18 protein-coding genes and 1 pseudogene are annotated in these 21,595 nt (G+C 45.4%); 16 read left to right on the top strand and 3 right to left on the bottom strand.

The window, feature by feature from the left end; translation table 11 throughout:
* The first annotated feature begins 3 nt into the window (after positions 1 to 3).
* From ACUC6J_RS20155 to yunB, 14 genes and pseudogenes are all read left to right on the top strand, one after another.
* A complete protein-coding gene (locus ACUC6J_RS20155) occupies positions 4 to 1,893 on the top strand; it encodes a beta-glucoside-specific PTS transporter subunit IIABC (RefSeq protein ID WP_330720944.1) in 1,890 nt (629 codons plus the stop codon).
* A gap of 220 nt (positions 1,894 to 2,113) precedes the next feature.
* On the top strand, positions 2,114 to 3,604 hold the full coding sequence (locus tag ACUC6J_RS20150; protein ID WP_017427252.1) for an alanine/glycine:cation symporter family protein: 1,491 nt from the start codon (positions 2,114 to 2,116) through the stop codon (positions 3,602 to 3,604).
* 152 nt (positions 3,605 to 3,756) lie between these two features.
* On the top strand, positions 3,757 to 4,362 hold the full coding sequence (locus ACUC6J_RS20145; protein ID WP_016819965.1) for a bifunctional transcriptional activator/DNA repair enzyme AdaA: 606 nt from the start codon (positions 3,757 to 3,759) through the stop codon (positions 4,360 to 4,362).
* Positions 4,343 to 4,879, top strand: a complete 537-nt coding sequence (locus ACUC6J_RS20140; protein WP_016819966.1) for a methylated-DNA--[protein]-cysteine S-methyltransferase — start codon at positions 4,343 to 4,345, stop codon at positions 4,877 to 4,879. Before ACUC6J_RS20145 ends, ACUC6J_RS20140 begins: the two co-directional genes overlap by 20 nt.
* Before the next feature lie 11 nt (positions 4,880 to 4,890).
* On the top strand, positions 4,891 to 5,706 hold the full coding sequence (locus ACUC6J_RS20135; RefSeq protein WP_290405083.1) for an SPL family radical SAM protein: 816 nt from the start codon (positions 4,891 to 4,893) through the stop codon (positions 5,704 to 5,706).
* Positions 5,707 to 5,767: 61 nt separating this feature from the next.
* A pseudogene (locus ACUC6J_RS20130) lies at positions 5,768 to 6,385 on the top strand (DNA-3-methyladenine glycosylase family protein).
* Between the two features lie 19 nt (positions 6,386 to 6,404).
* A complete protein-coding gene (locus ACUC6J_RS20125; protein WP_019688551.1) occupies positions 6,405 to 7,094 on the top strand; it encodes a DNA alkylation repair protein in 690 nt (229 codons plus the stop codon).
* A gap of 69 nt (positions 7,095 to 7,163) precedes the next feature.
* Positions 7,164 to 8,759 (top strand): response regulator transcription factor, encoded by a 1,596-nt coding sequence (locus tag ACUC6J_RS20120; RefSeq protein ID WP_447249335.1) that lies wholly within the window; start codon positions 7,164 to 7,166, stop codon positions 8,757 to 8,759.
* Between the two features lie 23 nt (positions 8,760 to 8,782).
* Positions 8,783 to 10,639: a sensor histidine kinase gene (locus tag ACUC6J_RS20115; RefSeq protein ID WP_447249334.1), complete on the top strand. Its 1,857-nt coding sequence runs from the start codon at positions 8,783 to 8,785 to the stop codon at positions 10,637 to 10,639.
* A 98-nt stretch (positions 10,640 to 10,737) separates the two neighbouring features.
* On the top strand, positions 10,738 to 12,102 hold the full coding sequence (locus ACUC6J_RS20110) for an ABC transporter substrate-binding protein (protein WP_447249333.1): 1,365 nt from the start codon (positions 10,738 to 10,740) through the stop codon (positions 12,100 to 12,102).
* Positions 12,103 to 12,134: 32 nt separating this feature from the next.
* Positions 12,135 to 13,037 (top strand): carbohydrate ABC transporter permease, encoded by a 903-nt coding sequence (locus tag ACUC6J_RS20105; protein WP_090890451.1) that lies wholly within the window; start codon positions 12,135 to 12,137, stop codon positions 13,035 to 13,037.
* A 2-nt stretch (positions 13,038 to 13,039) separates the two neighbouring features.
* On the top strand, positions 13,040 to 13,876 hold the full coding sequence (locus tag ACUC6J_RS20100) for a carbohydrate ABC transporter permease (RefSeq protein ID WP_016819974.1): 837 nt from the start codon (positions 13,040 to 13,042) through the stop codon (positions 13,874 to 13,876).
* 83 nt (positions 13,877 to 13,959) lie between these two features.
* Positions 13,960 to 14,892 (top strand): aldo/keto reductase, encoded by a 933-nt coding sequence (locus tag ACUC6J_RS20095; RefSeq protein WP_016819975.1) that lies wholly within the window; start codon positions 13,960 to 13,962, stop codon positions 14,890 to 14,892.
* Positions 14,893 to 15,089: 197 nt separating this feature from the next.
* The gene (gene yunB, locus ACUC6J_RS20090; RefSeq protein ID WP_318301155.1) at positions 15,090 to 15,839 is read left to right on the top strand and encodes a sporulation protein YunB; all 750 of its coding nucleotides are present in this window, start codon (positions 15,090 to 15,092) and stop codon (positions 15,837 to 15,839) included.
* A 44-nt stretch (positions 15,840 to 15,883) separates the two neighbouring features.
* Here yunB and ACUC6J_RS20085 read toward each other — a convergent pair whose 3' ends face one another.
* On the bottom strand, positions 15,884 to 16,990 hold the full coding sequence (locus tag ACUC6J_RS20085) for a M23 family metallopeptidase (protein WP_277509285.1): 1,107 nt from the start codon (positions 16,988 to 16,990) through the stop codon (positions 15,884 to 15,886).
* 243 nt (positions 16,991 to 17,233) lie between these two features.
* Between ACUC6J_RS20085 and lipA the strand changes: the two genes are divergently transcribed.
* On the top strand, positions 17,234 to 18,136 hold the full coding sequence (gene lipA / locus ACUC6J_RS20080) for a lipoyl synthase (RefSeq protein WP_016819978.1): 903 nt from the start codon (positions 17,234 to 17,236) through the stop codon (positions 18,134 to 18,136).
* 24 nt (positions 18,137 to 18,160) lie between these two features.
* Positions 18,161 to 19,024: a YutD family protein gene (locus ACUC6J_RS20075; protein ID WP_017427261.1), complete on the top strand. Its 864-nt coding sequence runs from the start codon at positions 18,161 to 18,163 to the stop codon at positions 19,022 to 19,024.
* Between the two features lie 138 nt (positions 19,025 to 19,162).
* On the opposite strand, the gene ACUC6J_RS20070 is transcribed toward ACUC6J_RS20075, so the two are convergent.
* Together ACUC6J_RS20070 and ylbJ are read right to left on the bottom strand one after the other, a co-directional pair.
* On the bottom strand, positions 19,163 to 19,966 hold the full coding sequence (locus tag ACUC6J_RS20070; RefSeq protein WP_017427262.1) for an NAD kinase: 804 nt from the start codon (positions 19,964 to 19,966) through the stop codon (positions 19,163 to 19,165).
* Between the two features lie 66 nt (positions 19,967 to 20,032).
* Positions 20,033 to 21,331 carry a sporulation integral membrane protein YlbJ gene (gene ylbJ, locus ACUC6J_RS20065; RefSeq protein ID WP_330720936.1) on the bottom strand — a complete coding sequence of 433 codons (1,299 nt, stop codon included), beginning with the start codon at positions 21,329 to 21,331 and terminating at the stop codon, positions 20,033 to 20,035.
* Positions 21,332 to 21,595 lie beyond the last annotated feature (264 nt).

Raw genomic sequence — 21,595 nt, 5'->3', positions numbered from 1 at the left:
ATCATGAGTTATGAAAAACTGGCTAAAGAAATTGTGCACCTGGTAGGCGGCGAAAAAAATGTAGTATCGCTCGTACACTGCGCCACGCGCCTGCGTTTTGTGCTAAAAGATGAGGCGAAAGCAGATAAGGCAAAGCTGGAGAAAACCGATGGAATTATTACGGTCAAGCAGAGCGGTGGCCAGTTCCAGGTTGTGGTCGGCAACAAAGTACCAGAAGTATACAATGCCATCGGCCAAGTATCCAACATTTTGAATGAAACTGGAAAAGAAGAGAACTCAACTAAAGGCAAAAAAGGATTTGGCGCTGTAATTGACGTAATTTCCAGCATTTTCGCACCATTGCTTGGAGTTATGGCGGGGTCCGGTATTTTGAAAGGTCTGCTGCTGATTGCGAGCAACCTCGGCTGGTTGGTTCCGAAAGACACTACTTATATGATTTTGTATGCTGCGGCCGACAGCTTGTTTTATTTCCTGCCGCTCTTGTTAGCGGTTACAACGGCACGGAAATTCGGAGGTAATATCTTCGTTGCTTTGACCATTGCCGGAGGGCTGCTTTACCCGACGATTGTCACGCTGAAAACAGAAGGTACAGCAACAGACTTTTTCGGTATTCCTATTGTGATGATGAGCTATTCATCAACCGTTATCCCGATTATTTTAGCCGTTATCGTCATGAGTAAGCTGGAAAAATGGTGCAATCGACTGATCCATGAGAGCGTCAAAAACTTTATTACACCTTTGATTCTACTTGTAATTATGCTTCCTCTGACTCTGATGGTTTTTGGTCCAGTTGGGGTGTATGTGGGCAATGCAATCGCTACCGCGCTCGTTGCTGCGTTCAGCTTTAGTCCGCTGCTGGCTGGAGCAATTCTTGGTGCTTGCTGGCAGTTGCTCGTTATTTTCGGTGTTCACTGGGGTCTTGTACCTGTATTTATTAATAACATTGCTGTTAACGGCAGAGACGGTATTAAGCCTGCTGCTTCGGCTTCCATCTTTGCTCAAACCGGTGCAGCGTTTGGTGTCATGCTGAAAACGAAAAATAAAAAGCTGAAAACGCTGGCAGGTTCTGCTACACTTACCGCTTTGTTCGGTATTACAGAGCCAGCGGTCTATGGGGTTACGCTGCCACTGAAGCGCCCGTTTATTGCTGGTGTTATCGGCGGTGCTGTCGGTGGTGCCATTATCGGCCAAGCGGGGACGCAAGCATTTGCCTCCGGCGCACCTGGGTTGCTGACTTTGCCGATCTTTTACGGCCCTGGCGGACAAGGCTTCCCAGGATTGATTCTAGGGATTACTGTTTCATTCTTGGTTTCGGCTATCTTGACTTATATTTTAGGCTTCGAAGATCCAGTTGAAGAGGAAGAAACCGCTGACAACTCGGCTAAAGAATCGACTTCTACAGTTACCGTTTCTAACGAAGAGGTGCTAAGCCCGATTGAAGGAACGGTGGTCGCTCTGTCGGAGGTTCCCGATCCTGCGTTTGCTTCGGAAGCTATGGGTAAAGGTATCGCCATCCAGCCGACAACAGGCAGAGTCGTAGCTCCGTTTGACGGAACTATTACTGTAGCGTTCAAGAAAAAGCATGCGTTGGCAGTGGTTTCGCATCATGGCGCAGAAGTTCTAATTCACGTCGGAGTAGATACGGTTAAGCTGGATGGTAAACATTTTACTTCCTATATCAAAGAAGGCGATCAAGTAAAAGCAGGAGATTTGCTACTCGAATTTGATGTTGAGCAAATCAAGGCAGAGGGTTATCCTACGATTACGCCAGTTATCATTACAAATTCTTCTGAATATACGGAAATCCTCCCCATCCCTCAAGGGCAGGTAACGGAGCAGGCACCGTTATTGAAACTTTCTAGCGCTCATAATGAGCAAGAAGGCATCGCCTGATTGCCTTAAGTAAGGACCAAGCTCTGATGATCCACATTCTCGGATCATCAGAGCTTTTTTGTCGTCCTATTATGCCGAATAAGGCTATTTGTAATTGACAATATGTCAATTAAATTAGCTTGTACGGTTGTAAAAACTAATCTATAATTTTTTTGTAATTATGCAAATTTTCTGAAAACATAGACTAGATGAATTGATGGATCAGGGGGAAATGCAAGGAATGTTAGAGAAGTGGGCAGAGGCAGTAAATGGTGTCATTTGGAGCAATCCTGTGGTATATGTCTGTTTGGGCGTGGGGCTATTATTTTCAATCATGACTCGATTTTTACAAATTAGGCATTTCAAAGAGATGATTCGCCTTGTCTTTAAAGGAAAAAGCTCAGAGGCAGGCGTTTCTTCTTTTCAAGCCTTTACGATGGCGCTATCGGGACGTGTAGGGACGGGGAACATTGCTGGGATTGCATTGGCAGTCGGTATGGGGGGGCCTGGGGCGATATTTTGGATGTGGGTCATGGCCTTTATCGGGTCGGCTACTGCGTTTGTAGAATCTACACTGGCTCAGGTATATAAGGTAAAGCGTGATGGTCAGTACCGAGGCGGCCCGGCTTTTTATATTGAAAAAGGAACAGGCTTAAAATGGTTTGCCGTTATTTTTGCGGTAGTAGCGTTGGTCGCTATGTGTTTGTTGATGCCAGGAACTCAATCGAACTCCATCGCCGTAGCCTTTCATAGTTCGTTTGGTATGGATATGAAGGTTTCTGGGATATTAGTGGTCGTGTTGCTGGCGCTTATCATTTTTGGCGGTGTCAAAAGAATTGCCAATGTGGCTCAGGTTGTCATACCGTTTATGGCACTGGGCTACATCCTTGTCTCTTTCTACATTATGATGACGAACATTACTGCGCTTCCCGAGGTATTTGCCCTGATCTTTCGCAGTGCTTTTGGTGTAGATTCAGTGTTCGGCGGTATAGCAGGTACAGCCATTGCTTGGGGTGTTAAACGAGGCATTTATTCTAATGAAGCGGGACAAGGCTCTGGTGCGCATCCGGCAGCCGCAGCAGAAGTGTCCCATCCGGCAAAACAGGGGCTGGTTCAAGCCTTTTCCGTATATGTAGATACTTTTTTAGTCTGTACGTCTACGGCTTTCATGGTTTTGTTTACAGGTATGTACAATGTGAAGGGACCAGGTGGGGGGTATATTGTGCAGCATCTCCCGGGTGTTGAAGAAGGAACCCAATATACACAGGCTGCTATTGAATCGGTATTCCCGGGTTTTGGCTCAAGTCTCTTGTCCATAACCTTGTTCTTTTTTGCATTTACCACCATTATTGCGTATTATTACATCGCTGAAACGAATATGGCTTACCTGGTTGCCGACCGTAAAGCCAAATGGCCTATGTTCCTGTTAAAGTTGGTAATTCTGGGTTCGACGTTTTATGGAACGGTCGTCAAAGAATCGGCCTTGGCGTGGACACTAGGGGATATGGGCGTCGGTATTATGCTTTGGGTCAATCTGATTGCTATGATTCTCCTGGCCAAGCCTGCGCTTCTCGTGCTTAAGGATTACGAGCAGCAGCGGAGGCAGGGGCTAGACCCGGTATTTGATCCGAAGCAGGCGGGAATTTCAAATGCAGATTATTGGTCACGGGAATATCAGCTTCCTTCAGATGAGTTGACGATCACGGTTGAACCGGGTAAGATTCAAGCCTAAATTAGATAGATTACTACATTTAAAGATGGCTCCTTGTGGGTCATCTTTTTTCATTATCTTGCCTTTACATTCCAAAAGGGGTACATACGTTCACTGTTTAGTTTATAATTTAGATATGAGACAGGGTACATTGCACAAGAGGGGGGATTGAAATGAGAACATCCGATTTATCCATAACAGACGAGAAGTGGAGAGCTATTATAGAAAATGACAAGTCTTATGACGGGGTATTTTTGTATGCTGTGAAGACAACGAAAATATTTTGTCGCCCCTCCTGCAAATCCCGACCTCCTAAAAGAGAGAACATCCGTTTATTTATATCAGCAGAGCAGGCTTTGGCTGAGCATTTTCGTCCATGCAAAAGATGTAAACCGACAGGACAACGATTGCCTGATCACGACTGGATCGCAGGAGTTACAGAATACGTAGATTCGAATTATATGAAGGACTTAACATTGCACGTCCTGGCAGAGATCAGTCATGGAAGTCCGTACCATTTACATCGTACCTTCAAGCGAATCATGCATGTAACTCCGATGGAATATATACAGCGTACGAGGTTGGAACAAGCGAAGAAGCTGCTTATTTGCTCACAACAATCTGTTGCGGAAGTGGGGGAGAACGTAGGTCTGTCCAATACCCCTTACTTTATTACGTTGTTTAAAAAGAATATAGGCTACACTCCATTGCAATATCGCCAACTCGAATCCATAGCAACTCAAAAAGGAGATACACAGCATGGTATATCAAATGAATAAAACGATCTATTGGTCATTATTGGTGCATGAGGATTGGAATTTATATATTGCAGCTACATCGGAAGGATTATGTTATGTTGGTTCGCTTAATCAAACTGTTGAGGAATTGATTGCATGGGCAGGAAGTCGATTTCCCGGCAGTCCTTTAGTTGAAGAGGATACCATTTTACAGCTCTATGCCAAGGAGTTGATTGAATATTTCCAAGGGGAGCGTACACATTTTACATTCCCTTTTGACTTTCATGGAACTGCATTTCAAATGGCTGTGTGGAACGCGCTGTGTAATATTCCGTATGGGGAGACACAATCCTATTCAGACATTGCCAACGCGATTCAAAAGCCGAACTCTGTTCGTGCGGTTGGTACCGCTATCGGTGCTAATCCGATTTTGGTCACCATCCCTTGTCATCGGGTCATTGGTAAGAATGGAGCTTTGACCGGATATCGTGGGGGGCTGGACATGAAGGTGAAGCTTTTGCAGCTTGAAAAGAATCACACACACAAACCAATACAGTAGTGAGGTCTGGTATGAAAAATGAGTATTACAAATCCCCCAAGACTCTTTTGAATAAAGGGACTGGCTTCTTGTCAGGGTATACACACTCGTTGAACCCGTATACCGGCTGTACCTTTGGTTGCTCGTATTGTTATGTACGCCAATTGCCAGTCTCTACGTTTCGGAAGGAAGCTTGGGGAACATGGGTTGATATTAAAAAAGAGGCGGCAGATATTCTTCGTAAGGAGCTTCGCAGGGCCAAATCCAAAGGTAAAGTTACGATTTTTATGTCGTCAAGCACAGATCCTTATCAGCCGGCCGAGTACAAACAAGAGGTGACCCGATCTCTGCTGGAAGTGATGGTGGAAGATCCACCGGATTTTCTCTTTGTACAGACGCGTAGTCCGCTTGTACGACGGGATATTGATTTATTGCTCCAATTGAAGGAACGTGTACGTGTGAGCGTCACGGTAGAAACAGACCGCGAGGATATACGCAAACATTTCACCCCGGAGGCTCCTCCCATCCAGGCTCGTCTCCAAACACTGCAACTTTTAAAAGAGGCAGGTGTACCGACGCAAGCTACCATTGCTCCGATGCTGCCAAGCAGTGAGCATTTTGCAGACAAGCTCGTGTCTCTGGTCAACCGTGTCTGTATAGATGATTATTTTATGGGAGACGGCAGCGGGGGAAGGCGGACGCGTAGCTTGAACATTGGTGCGCTGTACGAGTCATTGGGGCTGGAGGAATGGTATCACCCTGCTGCGTATAAGGCGGTTTATGAGCGTTTTCTTCAGGTTTTCCCGAAAGAACAGCTCTATGTGAGCAAAGAAGGATTCGAACCCTGATATGAAAGCAACCTATGTCATTAAATGAAGAGTGCACCTTACAAGGGGAGCGGGAGAACCAATGGAAACGGTAATGACCAAAAACTTTGACTATGGTGAAAAGGAAATCAACTACCTGAAGACGGTAGATACCGTACTTGGTACAGCTATAACGCAAATGGGCAAGGTAGAACGCGTAATCATTCCCGACCTGTTTGCAGCGCTTGTTCATGCGATTGTGGGGCAGCTTATTTCCGCCAAGGCGGTTCAGACCATATGGACAAGGATGCAGGAAAAATTAGGAGCGATCACTCCACAAAATATAGCCGTTCAGACAGCTTAGGATATTCAAAACTGTGGCATCACCATGAAAAAGGCAGCATGTATTCTGAATATAGCCCAAACGATCGAGCAGGGATTGTTGGATTTACAGGAGTTGTATGAGTTTTCCGATACACAGGTGATCCAGAAATTATCCTCGCTGCAAGGGATAGGCCCTTGGACGGCTGAAATGATGCTGATTAATTGCATGGAACGTCCAGACGTCGTCAGTTGGGGCGATATGGCTATTCGGCGGGGAATGATGAAGTTGTACCATTTAGATACACTGACCAAGCAGCAATTTGAGGAGTATCGCCGAGTGTATTCGCCTTATGGTTCAGTGGCCTCCATTTATTTGTGGAGCATTTCATTTCGTTAACAAACAGGGAGTGGAAAATATGGAGAAGACCATCAGAGAACAGATATTGTCACATGTAGATACAGATTTTCAGAAATTTACGGCTGCATTGCTTCCGACGATTAATAATGTGCTCGGTGTGCGTCTGCCAGTGCTACGTAAGCTGGCTCAAGATATTGCCAAGGGAGATTGGCGTCTCTATCTGGAGACCGCTGAAAGTGAACACTTTGAAGAAGTGATGCTGCAAGGTATGGTGATTGGTTCTGTTAAAACAGATATTGAGGAAGTCTTGAGTTATACCGCCAAGTTTGTTCCTAAAATTGATAATTGGTCCGTATGTGACAGTTTCTGTGCCGGATTGAAAATTACGAAGCAACATAAAGAAAGAGTATGGGATTTTATTCAGCCCTATCTGTTTTCTAAGAAAGAATATGAGATTCGGTTTGGGGTGGTTATGCTTCTGAATTTTTTTATTGAGGAACAGTATATTAACCGGGTGCTTACTTTGCTAGATCAGACCCATCGGGAAGATTATTATGTACAAATGGCGGTAGCATGGGCGATATCTATCTGTTATATCAAGCTGCCAGAGGTAACGACGGCGTATTTAAGTCATAATACATTAGATGATTTTACTTTCAATAAAGCTTTGCAAAAAATCACAGAATCATACCGGGTGGATCAGGCCACAAAAACGACCATTCGTAGTATGAAGCGAAAAAGAAATTAGGATGGGTCCCCGCCTGTAAGTGTTATACTGAAAAAACATACGTGTATAAGACCGACAGGAGGGGAGTCTGTGAATTCGATCCCGCTGGGAGTGCTTGTTGTAGATGATGAAACTAGGCAGCGTCGTGGGTTGGCTGCCATGATCCGGGATTTACGTCCAGAATACGAGGTATGGGAAGCCAAGAATGGGAAAGATGCTTTGACCATTTCATTATCCCAGCCGATCCAGATCGTTTTTACAGATATTCAAATGCCGATTATGAATGGGATTGAATATCTACAACAATTGAGAACATCGGGCCAGCATGAGACCAAAGTTATTTTAGTGACAGTCTATCAGGAATTTAGCTATGCACAGCAGGCGGTACGGTACGGAGCGAATGATTATTTGGTGAAACCGGTGCAATCACAGCAGCTTATTGAAGTGATTCAACAAATGGAGAAGATCATTGTAGAGGAGCAGGGAGCACTCGGTGAAAATCGAACAGCGTTGATTCAGATCGAGCAAAGCATGCCTGCCTTTGTGGAGCATTTGTTTAGCAGATGCGTGACAGACAAGTTACAGCCTAACGAGAAAAGCTTATTAAAGAGTCACTTTGGATGGCAGGGGGTAGGAGAAGTCCTCGCGTTGGGGACATCTGCATCCCGCCCCGAGGATATATATGCGTGGGATTCTAAGCTACGAAACGCGGTTGTTGAAATATTGCGACCGTGGGCATCTTCTGTCGTGTTCCCACTTGAAACCCCTAAAGAGCATATGGTCGTTGTAGTGAATTGGAGGGAAAGGGCTGAAGGCAAGGAGGCCAAAAGCGCACTTCAAGCTGGACTGAAAAAGGTGGAGCAGCAGCAAGCTATCTCCATTTGGTTTGCTTGGGGTCAGCCTTTTGATTTCGATGAAATGCAAATAAGCCAATCTCACGAAAAGGCTGTTCGCCTTATCTCCATGCGATTTTATACACCTCACACCAGATGTTTGAACCTTGTCGTTTTAGATGATGAACAGTCGATACAGGAAATGAGCACTCATGAACAGATAGCCTTTCAGAAATCCATTGAAAGCGCTATCTCTAATCGGAAGCCCGATCAGCTATTGGAACGGGTGCAACATTTCATTGGACGAATGACGCAAGGGTATCCTCCACCTGATGCGCTTAAAGCTAAATTAATACACCTTCTGCTAGTTAGTTTACCACGGTTAAATATAGGGTGGAGTGAGGAAGTCTACTCACGTTACTCGGAACAGTTGAACCGAGCTGTCGAAGAGGCCACATCTCTCCAAAATCTTGAGGATCGTATTGCAGCATGGTTAAAAGAGCTGATTCTTGAGATTGATGGCAGCTCCAAAGGTGAACCCATCATGAAAAAATGCAAGGAATTTCTGGATACACATCTACATGAAGACCTAAGTCTGGAGATTGTGGCCCGGCGCTTTCACTATAATGCGTCCTATTTTAGCATTCTGTTCAAAAACTATTTTGGGCTCTCGTTCACGGAATATATGGTGAAGCTCAGAATGCAAAAGGCTCAGCACTTACTGCTGCATACAGACGCCAAGGTCGCAGAAATTAGTAGACAGGTTGGTTATAAAGATACCAAGTACTTCTTTAAAGTGTTCAAAAAAAACGTTAAGCACACACCCGAGGAGTTTCGTAGGAAATTCATTTAATCGTTAGGTGAAAGGAAGATACAATGCGCCAAGTCAAATATATGTATCAAAAATTTTTGGACAGTAGCTTTCGTACGAAGTTGATGCTGTCCTATTTTTTGTTGTCTGGTTTTATCGTTTTGATCCTGGGCTTTGTCTACTTCGAAACCAGTGCGCGAAATATTACTGCAAACGTAACAGATAGCGTTACAAGTGTATTGCGTAGCAATAACCAGCTGCTGGATAACAAGCTGACAGCTATTCAAAAAACTGTGGATATGATTCCAATTGATCATGATCTTTTACAGACCATCACAGACGTGGATACTACAGATTCTTCATCGCTTTTACGAGCTGATCGCAGCATTACGAAAATTTTGTACAGATACTTTGGCAATATAGAGGAAGTATACGCTTCTCAGATTATGACGCAAAAGTATGCATACGGAAGTACAGAGCGGATGTATATTCCCGTTCTGCCGTTCTATTCTTCTCCCTTGGCGACAACGGCGGTACAAGCAGAGGGGGCTACCAGGTGGATTCCTGCCTATTCGTATGCTGATACCTTTCATCAGCAGGATTTAAAACAAGGTTCCTATGATTTTAGTTCTTTATTTGCTGTGGTTAAGCAGCTTCATTTGACTGCATTAGATGATGCTGGAACCTTTCATACGCTTCCTGAAGGAAAGGAGAAGCCTATACTTATATTGAATTTCCGGCCTGATTTGTTAAAGGATGGTTTTGAAGATTATGCAGCCCGCAGCGGATTTGCACATCTATCCTACGGTATGATTCACGATAACAACGGGATAGTCATGAGCTCAGATCGACAGCAACAAGCGGGGGAGCCCGTGGCGGATTGGCTGAAGAATGCCATTACTTCGGAACAAGGGACAAAAATGGTAAACGTGAAGGGTCGAAGTATACTACTGGTTTACGAAGCGATGAAGACGACGGGCTGGGTATCATATATAGCCATTCCCATGGAAGATGTACTGGGGCATTTGTCAACGATTCGTACCTACACCTTGTTCTTTTTAGGCTTTATGATGCTCATTGCTGTCATCCTTGCTTATTTGCTGTCGGTATACATCAGTAAGCCCATCACGGATATGAAACAGGCGATGAAGGTAATGGAAAAGGGACATTTTGATATTCAAATTCCTGAACGCGGCTATGATGAATTGGGGGATCTGGTGATCCGATTTAATCAAATGAATGAGAAAATTAAAGATTTGATAGAAGAAAATTACAAATCACGTCTGCGAGCCAAAGAATCGGAGTTAATGGCACTTAATTTACAGCTTAATCCCCATTTTTTGTATAACACCTTAACGACAATGTATTGGATCGCATTAGAACATAAACAACAGGAACTGGGCCGATTGATCATTAGTCTGGCGGAAATGCTGCAAATTACGACTCGAAACAAAAACGAGACCTGGAGCCTGGAAACCGATCTGAATTGGCTGGAAAAATACATTTATATTATGCAAAATCGCTTTGAGAACAAGTTCACAGTGGAGTATGATATTGATCCCATTTTACTTCAGATGGAGGTTCCCAAACTCTTCTTGCAGCCTTTTGTGGAGAATTCAATTATTCACGGCTTCGCCGAAATGGAATCAGGTGGTCGGATTAAGATCACAGCCTGGGTCGAAAAGCAATTGGTGTGTTTTAAAGTCGAGGATAATGGATTAGGAATTCAAGAAGATCATATACGCCGCATTCAAGCTGGAGAAATCCGGTCAACGGGCATTAAAAATGTAGACAGAAGAGTACGGCTGTTATATGGGATGGAATATGGGGTTGCGCTCCACTCACCAGAAGATAAAGGGACAGTTGTCCTGATCCGAATCGGAGAAACACATAGATCTAATCAAATGACACCAATCCAATGAGAGTACGACTTTCAAAAATGTAAGCGTTTGCTAGAATAAATTTAGTGACGAAGCAACAAACGAAAAGATAAAAAATAAACGGTTTGGGGGCGTTACTCATGTTAAAACGAAAGTTATGGATTGTCTGCATGTGCTTGATCGTTGGGCTGATGTCAGCCTGTAGTTCAAATGAGAGCAGCAGTAAGCCAGCAGATTTGCAGGGGCACGAGCAAGTGACACTGACCTATGCCAGTTGGGGGAGCACCAATGAGAAGAAGGTTCAACAGGAGATCGCCCAAAAATTCACAGACAAATATCCGTGGATCAAAATCAACTATATGCACATCCCCGGGGATTACGTCACCAAATTAACGACGATGTTTGCCGCCAATCAGGCACCAGATGTATTTCCTATTTATAAAGCACAGGCTCTGCAATGGGCTGAACAAGGCAAACTATATAATTTAAATGAATTTTTGAAGGAGGATAAGGAGCTAACGAAGGAGAGTCTCATTCCTAATTCAGTCATCTATTGGGATAAGGATAAAGTGGCAGGGGTCAAGGTGACGGAGGAAGCCTTTGCGCTCTATTACAACAAGGATTTGTTTGATGAGGCTGGTGTTGCCTTGCCGCCAATCAAAGCTGAAGAGGCTTGGACATGGGAACAGTTCTTAGAGACAGCGCAAAAGCTCACCATTGATAAAGCGGGAAATAATGCGCTTAGCCCCAATTTCGATGCAAGTAACATCAAACAGTATGGAGTTCGGTTTGACACATGGATGTGGCATCTGCTAGTACCTTCCAACAACGCAAGTGTCATTTCAGACAAAGGGGACTCGCTTAATCTTGAAAACCCTGATGTGATTGAAGCCGTGCAAAAGATGGCGGATCTGATCAACAAGTATCATGTGGCACCGTCGCCCACGCAGTCCAAAAATATCCCTTCCCCGGCCGTAGCATTGCAAAGCAAACGTGTAGCGATGGATCTGGATGGGCAGTGGGTCCAATTGGATCTCGGAGAATCGAAGGTGAATTTTGGTGTAGGCGTGTTACCCAAACTGAAAAGCAGCAAAACAATCCTGTTTGGCGAACCGGAAGTAATTTCTGCCAAAACCAAACATCCGAAAGAAGCATGGATGTTTTATAAATTCTTGCTGGATGCTGAAAGCGGGCTTGACATGCATTCCAGCGGATTGTGGATGCCTGTCATGAAAAAGTGGTACACCGAACCAGACTTGATTAGCAAATGGGCAGATGTCAAGCCAGGCCATGCGGATGGATATCGTGATGCAGTCATGAACCAAACGCTGCATAACGGTGTCAATTCTTACGACTATTATTTGAAGAATTCGGAAAAAATCAATGCAATTATTAACCCGGCGCTGGATCAGGTATGGCTGGGCAAGAAAACGGTGGAGCAAGCATTTAAGGAGGTTTCCGCCAAGGCCAACGCTGAATTTAAGGGGACATATCCGAAAGAATAAGGTGAGGGTTTTGACAGAAAGAGAGGGATAGAATGCAATCATTATCTTCTATTCGTGAGAAGGAAAATGGGTTGGGGTGGCTTTTTGCCGCCCCTGCTATTCTCGGCTTTGTCATTTTTGTTCTGGGACCGATGATCGCTAGTCTCTGGTTCAGTCTTACCGATTATAAGGTTGCTTCACAGGCCCATTTTATTGGTCTGGATAATTACGTCCACTTATTTGACGGTACGGACCAATTTTTTTATAAATCCCTTGGGGTTACGTTTTATTATGTGTTTCTGAGTGTGCCCCTGCAAATTATAGTGGCTTTCTTTTTGGCCATATTACTCAATCAAAAGGTAAAGGGTTTAGCTTTTTTCAGAACCGTTTTTTATCTGCCTACGATTGTGCCACTCATAGCATCGTCTATGATCTGGATGTGGCTGTTTGATCCCGATCTTGGTTTACTGAATGTGGTGCTGCGTGCGCTGCATTTGCCGGAAAGTCAATGGATTTATAGTGAAGGGTCGGTAGTTCCTACACTGGTTTTAATGAGTTTATGGACCGTTGGGGGAACCATGATTATTTTTCTGGCTGGCTTGCAAGATATACCTAGGCATTATTATGAAGCCATTGAAATTGATGGCGGGAGTGCTCTTCATAAGCTTGTTTATATTACAATTCCATTGACATCGCCTACGATTTTTTTTAATACGATTATGGGCTTCATCGGTGGATTTCAGGTGTTTGTCCAGCCTTACGTCATGACTCAGGGTGGACCCAACAACTCCAGTTTGTTCTATACATTTTATTTATTCCGCGAGGCATTTACTTTTTCGAATATGGGTTATGCCTGTGCGATTGCTTGGGTGCTCTTTATTGTCGTTTTGGTATTCACTGCCTTTCTGTTTAAGACAGCCCGCAAATGGGTGTACTACGAAGGCGGGGGGGCATGACGATGAAAAAACGTGGTTTGCGTTGGAGTAGGGTTTTTCTCTACACAGTGCTTATTGTGGGGTCACTTTTTTGCATGTTTCCTTTTTACTGGCTGGTGAGAAGCTCCATGATGGATTTAAGTCAAATTTTTCTGATCCCACCGAAATGGATTCCGGAGCCATTTGTACTTGAGAATTTTTTACAGCCGTTTGAAGAGTTATCGTTTGGTCGCTATTTTGTGAACACATTTATTGTCGTTGCAGGTACTTTAGCGGGTGTACTCCTGTCGAGTACCATTTCTGCCTATAGCTTTGCGCGAATGAGATGGAAAGGAAGAGATAAGGTATTTGCTGTGTTATTAAGCAGTATGATGCTGCCGTTTGCAGTTACGCTGATTCCGTCTTTTATTGGTTGGCAGGCATTAGGTATGGTTAATTCCTATGTTCCATTGGTATTACCTTCGTTTTTTGGTGGAGGCGTTTTTAATATCTTTTTGCTCAGACAATTTTATATGACTCTTCCGCGAGAACTGGATGAAGCTGTATTTGTGGATGGAGGCAATCATTTTACGATTTTCACCCGTATTATTTTGCCTTTGTCGAGGTCGGCGATTTTGGTCATCGGATTGTTTACATTTTTGAACACATGGAATGATTTTATGGGACCGCTCGTTTATCTTAATGATGAAAGCAAATTTACGTTGGCGATTGGGCTACAGCAGTTTCAGGGAATATATTCGGCGCAATGGGGTGTTCTGATGGCCGCTTCTTTAATTGTCGTGTTGCCAGCTATCATTCTTTTTGCCATAGGACAGAAGTATTTTATGGAAGGTATTGCCTTAACGGGGATCAAGGGATAAGAGCAGCAGCCAGGTACGCACTTTGCTTTTTTTGGAATGTAATAATAAAATGGAAGTAACTTTCGAAAAGGAGATGACGTGAATTGGCAGAGCAAGTGCGTATTGGCAAAACAGATTTATATGTAAAACCAATCGGTTTGGGTGCGAACAAGGTAGGAGGACATAATCTTTTTTCCGGTTTGAACAATGAAACGGGCAAAGAAGTCGTTCGCACAGCTTTGGATAACGGCATCAATTTTCTGGATACAGCTTTTATTTATGGGCCTGAGCACTCAGAGCGGTTGATCGGTGAGGTACTTAAAGAGCGCGGCAAACGTGAGGAAGCTGTTATAGCGACCAAGGGAGCACATAAATTTGTAAACGGAGAGGTTGTTTTTGACAACTCGCCTGCTTTTTTACGTGAATCCGTCGAATCCAGTCTGAAAAGATTACAAACGGATTATATTGATCTGTTCTATATCCATTTCCCAGATGAAGCTACGCCGAAGGCAGAAGCAGTCGGAGAACTGAAGAAGCTTAAGGACGAAGGCAAAATTAAAGCTATTGGTGTATCTAACTTTACCATTGAACAACTTAAGGATGCGAATAGTGACGGCTATGTAGATGTGCTTCAATCCCATTATAATTTGCTGCAACGGGAAGCTGAGAAGGATCTGCTGCCTTATACTAAGGAAAATGGCATTTCGTTTGTGCCGTATTTCCCGCTAGCTTCTGGACTACTAGGTGGTAAGTATACGAAAGACATGACTTTCACGGACATCAGAGCGAAAGATCCATTGTTTCAGGGAGAGGCATTTGCTCGTAATTTGGACAAAGTGGAGCAGGTACGCGAGATCGCTAATGCGTTGAATGCAGAGGTTGCTCATGTGGTGCTTGCATGGTATTTGACCCGTGATTCGATTGATGCCCTCATTCCAGGCGCGAAGGGACCGGAGCAGGTTCTGGCGAATCTGAAAACGCTGAATGTCCAATTGAGTCAAGCGGATATCGAAAAGATTGACCACATTTTCAAATAATGAGTTGAGCTTGGACTGAATCGTATTTGAAATCATATATGTTTACCACCAGGAGGAGCTGCCGGACGGGCAGCTTCTTTTTCGTTTATTTGCGGCATATCCTTCTAAAGTAAGCTCATCGCTGCGGGGGGATCAGAATGAATAGAAAACCGCAATGGCACAGCAGACCGAACAGAAGGCGACGTGGCAGACGCAGGATGTGGCTCATTGTGGCATTGGCGCTGCTGGTAGGAATCGTACAGGTGGCCGCCTATGTGGAACAGCATTTGAAGCCACCCATGATGCATCTGGCTAAAGTGCGGGTCAAACAAATGGCGACAGAGGCTATTAATTCAGCAATTACTGCGCAGGTAGAGCAGGGGAAGACTGCTGATAATTTGATCGAATGGAGAACGGATACGCAAGGGAGAACCTCTGGATTTGTTCTAAATTATGCGGAGCATATGAGAATTACGTCAGACACGCTCAAAGCAGTCAAGGCAACGATGGACAGTATGAGTCATTTTGATGAAAGTGTTCCGATTGGTCAGGCATTGGGGAGTCCGCTACTGGCAGCTTATGGACCCAAGGTTCCCCTAAAAGTGGAGCCGCATGGAGCAATCAAGGTGGATTTAAATACACGTCAGCAGGATGCGGGCATAAACATGATCTTGGTGGAAGTGTACATTCGAATTACGACGGAAGTGTCTGTGGTTATACCATTTGAAATGCAACCTCAGATTGTGGAGACGGAAATTCCGGTTTCTTATTTGCTGGTAGTGGGCAACGTCCCGATGTACTACTATGACAATCAGGGGAAACCAGTCGGCAAAAATGGTGCAACCGCTCCGCAGTTGGCACTGCCTTCCCATTCCATAGAGAGTGGCGGCGCTGTAGGTTCCAGCATAGAAAGTGTTCCAGAGATACAGGAAGACCCCAATTCCCTCAATCAGTCCCCAACGCCATAAACAAGAGGGGATAAGTGTGAGTTACTCAAAAAAACCAAAGGGACCTATGAGGAAGTCCCTTTGGTTTTTCCTGATTTGAGCGCTTTACGTTCACTCTGCTCCCACTGTCTTAATAGCGGATAGGGATCAAAGGACCAGTCTGTCCAGCCATTGTCCCGGTATATACCATAGTGTAGATGTGGTGGGAATTTGCCTTGGGTACCCGGTTTCCCATAGCCCGAGCTTCCGACCCAGCCCACCGTCTGACCAGGCGTGACGATGTCTCCGTTATGAACGGTTTTATCAAAGCCGGAAAGGTGTGCATAGTAGTGATAGCGGTTGTTGAGATCACGAATACCGATTCGCCAGCCTCCGAAGGGGTTCCAGCCCTTCATTTCAACTACACCGTAGCAGGTGCTGCGAACCGGAACTCCGTAGCCAGCAAACAGGTCAGTCCCCTCGTGTATACGGTAGCCCCCCCAGCTGCGTCGGCTTCCCCAAGTGCTGCGGTAGCTATAAATGCTGCCTAGAGGCAGCGGAAAAGCTTGACTGACCAGATCAAGTTTGCCATACCTCTGATACAGCTTGGCAAACTGCTGAACTCTTTGAACCGAGCGGCTGTTATGGTAATATTCCCACATGGCAATACCAAATTCATCCTCGTTATTTCCATACTTTCCGAGATAAGAAGCGATGCTGAACAGCAAATCCTTGTCATTATTGCGGTCAGCGATTCCATCGCCTGAGCCGTCTTGTCCCAGCCCGGAAAATAGTTCAATGGAACGTGGATTTTGATCCTCGGCATCAGGGTTCAACAGACCGGACCATACCGGTCCCGTCACAAAAATACCTATGATCCGTTCCGCATGCTTGCGATCCTTGGGATGGGCCACCGTGAGTGTGCGTTCGTACTGGTCGATGGCAGCCAGTCTGTACCAAGGGACTCCTGTCAGGGCTTCAATGGAGTGATATAAGGCAAGTCTGGACGTATACGATGAAGACGAAGCATGTGAAGCATCCATATTTGTTGTCAGGTTATTTCCGGCTGACGAGGACTTTGTGTCCTCGGTAAAGGCGTGAGCAGGAAGCGGACAAGCCGTTGTCAGTGTAGTAGCGCACAACAGCAGCGATAACAGACGAACAGCGCGGACTGCCCGCATAGGGTAAGACACGTGAACCGACCTCCTATAAAAGGGCTTAAGCGCCCGGTAAATTCTTGGCCCGTATTTGCGTAATTAGGGCGCTTTTGATTAGATTGAGCCATATCCGCCGCTTTTATCCATCTCAAGAGTTTACTTTTTCCGGCATCAATGTCATATCAAAAAGGGAACAATGAATGGAGGTTTTTCCATGGCTTTCATGCTATAATGTATGGCAATGACAGCTTAAGCTTATCAGAAAGAAGGTCTATGCCATTGTCTAAAAAAGTGAAGGAAGCTAAACCCGATTGGATTCGTATTAAACTTACGACAGGCGATAACTATCAGGAAATCAAGAGCATGATGCGTTCCAAGACATTACATACCGTATGTGAGGAGGCACGATGCCCTAATATATATGAATGCTGGGCTAACAGGACAGCTACATTTATGATTTTGGGTGATATTTGTACGCGTGCGTGTCGTTTTTGCGCAGTAAATACGGGAATGCCTACGGAACTGGACTTGCAGGAGCCTGAACGCGTCGCAGAAGCGGCTGAGAACATGAATTTAAAACACTGTGTCGTAACCAGTGTGGCCCGCGATGATTTGAAAGACGGGGGCGCTACAATATTTGCAGAAACGGTTCGTGCGATTCGCCGCCGATTACCTTTTTGCAGTGTAGAAGTATTGATTCCCGACTTTATGGGCGACATTGAGTCGCTGCGAATCGTCATGGATGCCAAGCCAGATATTTTGAATCATAATATTGAAACGGTGGAACGTATGTCCGACAAGGTTCGGGCTAAAGCGAAATATCACCGCTCTCTGGAGCTGCTTCAACGTGCAAAACAATTAAACCCGGATATCCCAACGAAATCAAGCATCATGTTAGGTGTCGGAGAAGAGTGGGACGAGATCTTACAAACCATGGATGATCTGCGCAAAGTCGATTGTGACATTATGACAATTGGTCAATACTTGCAGCCATCCGAGAAACATTTATATGTGCAAAAATATTATCCACCGGAAGATTTTGCGAAGTTAAAGGAAGAGGGATTACAGCGAGGATTCAGCCACGTCGAATCCGGTCCGATGGTCCGCAGCTCCTACCAAGCGCATGAGCAGGTGAAGTCGGCCGCTCAGCATAAGGAAGAAAGCGCCCTTTCGCAGGTTTGATCCGGGAAAGGCGGTCAGAATAGCTTGTTTCAAATCGGTGGTAAAAACTATGAAGTGTTGCAGGATCACAAGAACGGGTGGAATCCCGAAGCCTTTCGTGATCGATATAGTGAAGTGTTGGATCGCTATGATTATATTATTGGCGATTGGGGTTACAATCAGCTTCGTCTGAAGGGGTTTTATCGAGAAGGGCACCCCAAAGCCAATAAAGATACATCCATTGTGGTATTGGACGATTATATTAATGAATACTGCAATTTTGGCTGTGCCTATTTTGTGCTGCAAAAAAGCCGTGAAGTTGAAAATAAGAACGGTACCAGTGATGACTTCGTTCCTCCCGACATCCAGCAGTTGGTAGATGCTCAAAGGGAACAAGCGGAAATGTCAGAAACTGAAGAGCGTCAAGAAAGTTCGCAACCTTCAGCTGGACAAACGGAATATCCGCAACCACAGCAGGATTCCGCAGCTACAGAGGAGTCGAGAGTGGAACAGCCTTCAGAAGCCCGCCAACCACGAGAGTTGCAACGTAGGGAACCGAAGGATGCGCAGGAAGTACGTGAACGACAGCCGCGTGAAGCTCGCGAAAGTCGCCCATCCAGAGAAGGACGTGAAGGAAATCGGCAGCGTGAAGCACGTGATTCGCGCCAGCCAAGGGAACCGCGTGAAGCAAAGGATGGGCGAAGTTCGGGGGAAGGGCAGCAAGCCCGGGAACCACGTAGGCAGCGCAATCCACAAGGAAACTTCGATAAAAAGGAATCGCGTGGGCCACGCTATGATCGCCAGCCAAAGGAAAATCGGGAGGGACGGCAAGTTCGTGTTTCGCGTGAACCCGAGGGCCAGCGTCAAAAAAATAAAACATTCACATCTCCACAACAAAACGGTTCCTGAATTTTCAGGAGCCGTTTTGTTTGTAAGTCCTCCACAACTGCCCATGTTATGATCAACTTTTTGCAAATTTTAAAATGGGACTAACGCTTCCTTCTGATCAATTAAAAAAAGAGCCAGGATTTGGCTCTTTTACAGATTCTAATTGAGGAAAGCGTTGCGTACCCGATCCCAAAATGGGAAAGGACGGTAACGAGCGAAGCTGATCTTCTGACTTGCAACCTGACATCGAACAGAGATCAAGTCATCCACAGGAAAGTTCAGGTGATCTACAGTCAGTAAAAGACGCTGATCTTTCCGTGAAAAAATATCACAATGATGATGTTTTGGCAGTAGCAGGGGGGATCCCAATGTCCGGTACACACGGTTATTAATGGAAGCGATCTCAGTCAACTGTAATGCTTCAATGGTAGGGTGAACCATAGCTCCGCCAAGTGCTTTATTATAGGCGGTTGTTCCTGAAGGTGTAGAAACACATATACCATCACCACGGAACATCTCAAAGGTGATATCGTTAATATCTACTTGGGCAACGACCGTGCCATCTACCCCTTTTAATGTAAACTCATTTAAGGCAATAAAAGAAGCATTGCCTGACTTCTTGTGAATTTCCAACTCAATCAGTGGATACTTAACGATTCTCGGGTTAAGCGGTCCCTTAGATCCGCTTTGGCTCATCAGGTGGATTAGCTCCTCCAGCTCGTCCGCACGCCAATCCGCGTAAAAGCCCAGATGACCGGTATGTACACCAACAAAGGCAATATCCGGAATGCGGTCAATGAAGGTATGAAACGCATGAAGCATCGTACCATCGCCTCCAATAGACACGACGATTTCCGGCGATTCGGCATCCAGCTTGAAATTCTTTTCTTGGGCAAGACGGTGAAATTGCTGACTCAAGTCCATGGAGTGCTGATCCCCGCGATCCAGAACATAATATCTCAAGATGAAAAGCTCCTTTGTCATGGGTATATATCGATCATAATCAATTATGAGCAAGAACACAATCGTTCATTGCCGGTGTGTTCCTTTCAATCGTATGAATAAGCGACTTGTACCCACGCTTAACCAGGAGAGAGCAAGCATTCCGGCCAGTATGCAGGCAAGCAGCAGCAGACTTTGCAGCAGCATAGCGGACGAGAAGCCAGGGGACCATGCGATATCGTGGACCGGAGAAAAGACTGGAGAGCTTCCCTGCCCCATTAATGGGCGCCATAATACGAGAGCTAGCAGTGCAGAGATGATCCCGTGCGCAGCCCGGGCCAGCAAAAATGGCATATAGCGGAGATTCGTCATATTTAAAATACTTGCAACCTGTGCATGGACGGATAGCCCGCCCCAGGAGAGAACAAAAGCTGCTGCGGCTACCTTGAACGGTAATGCCGCTGCTGCGGCTTCACCCGCAGCTTGCGCACCTAAAGTGACTTCAAAAATACCACCTACGATGGACTCTGTTAATGTAGGAGGAAGACCACAGGCAGACAATAGGCTAGCCGTAAGCAGATGAAGCCCGCTCATTAAGCCGGAGTTCGTCAAAGCTTCTAAGATGACGCAGAAGAATACAACCAGCCCTCCTACGACAATAATAAGGCGTAGGGAGGAAGCAATCGCCTGACGAAGCAACTCACCCAATGGACGGCCATCTTCCAAACGTGCTGTATGCATGGCATATAACGCTTGGCGCAGTGGCCCAGGCTGTTTATTGCGACCTGTTGTTAATGTGTTAGCAGACTTCGACCAGGCTTTTTGAGGAGGTTGAGAGCGTTCGCTGCGAATATCGTTTTTCTCTGAACGGGAACCATGGAAGCGCATGAGTAGTCCGATGATGAGAACGCCACCGTAATGGGCCGCTCCCAGGACGAGTGCAATTTCGGGTTGATGGAAGAAGCCAACAGAAACTGCACCAATCAGAAATATCGGATCAGAGGAAGTCGTAAACGCGACCAAACGTTCACCTTCAATGCGAGTGATCCATTTTTGTTCCCACAGCTTAGCGGTTAATTTGGCCCCTATAGGGTAGCCGGATGCACAACTGACCGCCGCGACAAACCCCCCGCAGCCAGGTACACGGAATAGAGGCTGCATCAGTGGGTCCAGTAGCGCACCTATGAAATGGACAATTCCAAAGCCGAGAAGAAGCTCGGAAATAACGAAAAATGGGAATAGGGACGGGAACAGCACATCCCACCAGATGGCAAGACCGCGAAGCCCGGCATTCAAAGAAGATTGCGGATACGCGGCCATCAGTATGAATAGGAATAACAGCATAAGGATGAGCAAAGGAAGCGAGAAACGGCGGTACAGCGACATAGAGGCCCCTCCTTTGGAGTTGTACTATTATACCTATGTCGAGGATGGACAAAGAGTACAAAAAAGTAAAGAAAACGATTACATGGAATGCTGTTTTTTTGTAAAGAGTATGTTAAAATAAGAAAACAACGATTCCATAACCTTAAGGATGGAGTGATCAGGATGAGTATCGTTGCCGGTCTGTTTGTATGTGCTTTTGTGTATGTCATTCGTGCCTCTCTCGTCCATCCCGGTGAAGAGGATTGGCGGAGTTATTAGTGGTAT

It is taken from the genome of Paenibacillus sp. JJ1683 (genome assembly GCF_053006485.1).
The sequence above is the reverse complement of the archived record's forward strand: the minus strand, read 5'-3'. Positions and strand labels throughout refer to the sequence as shown.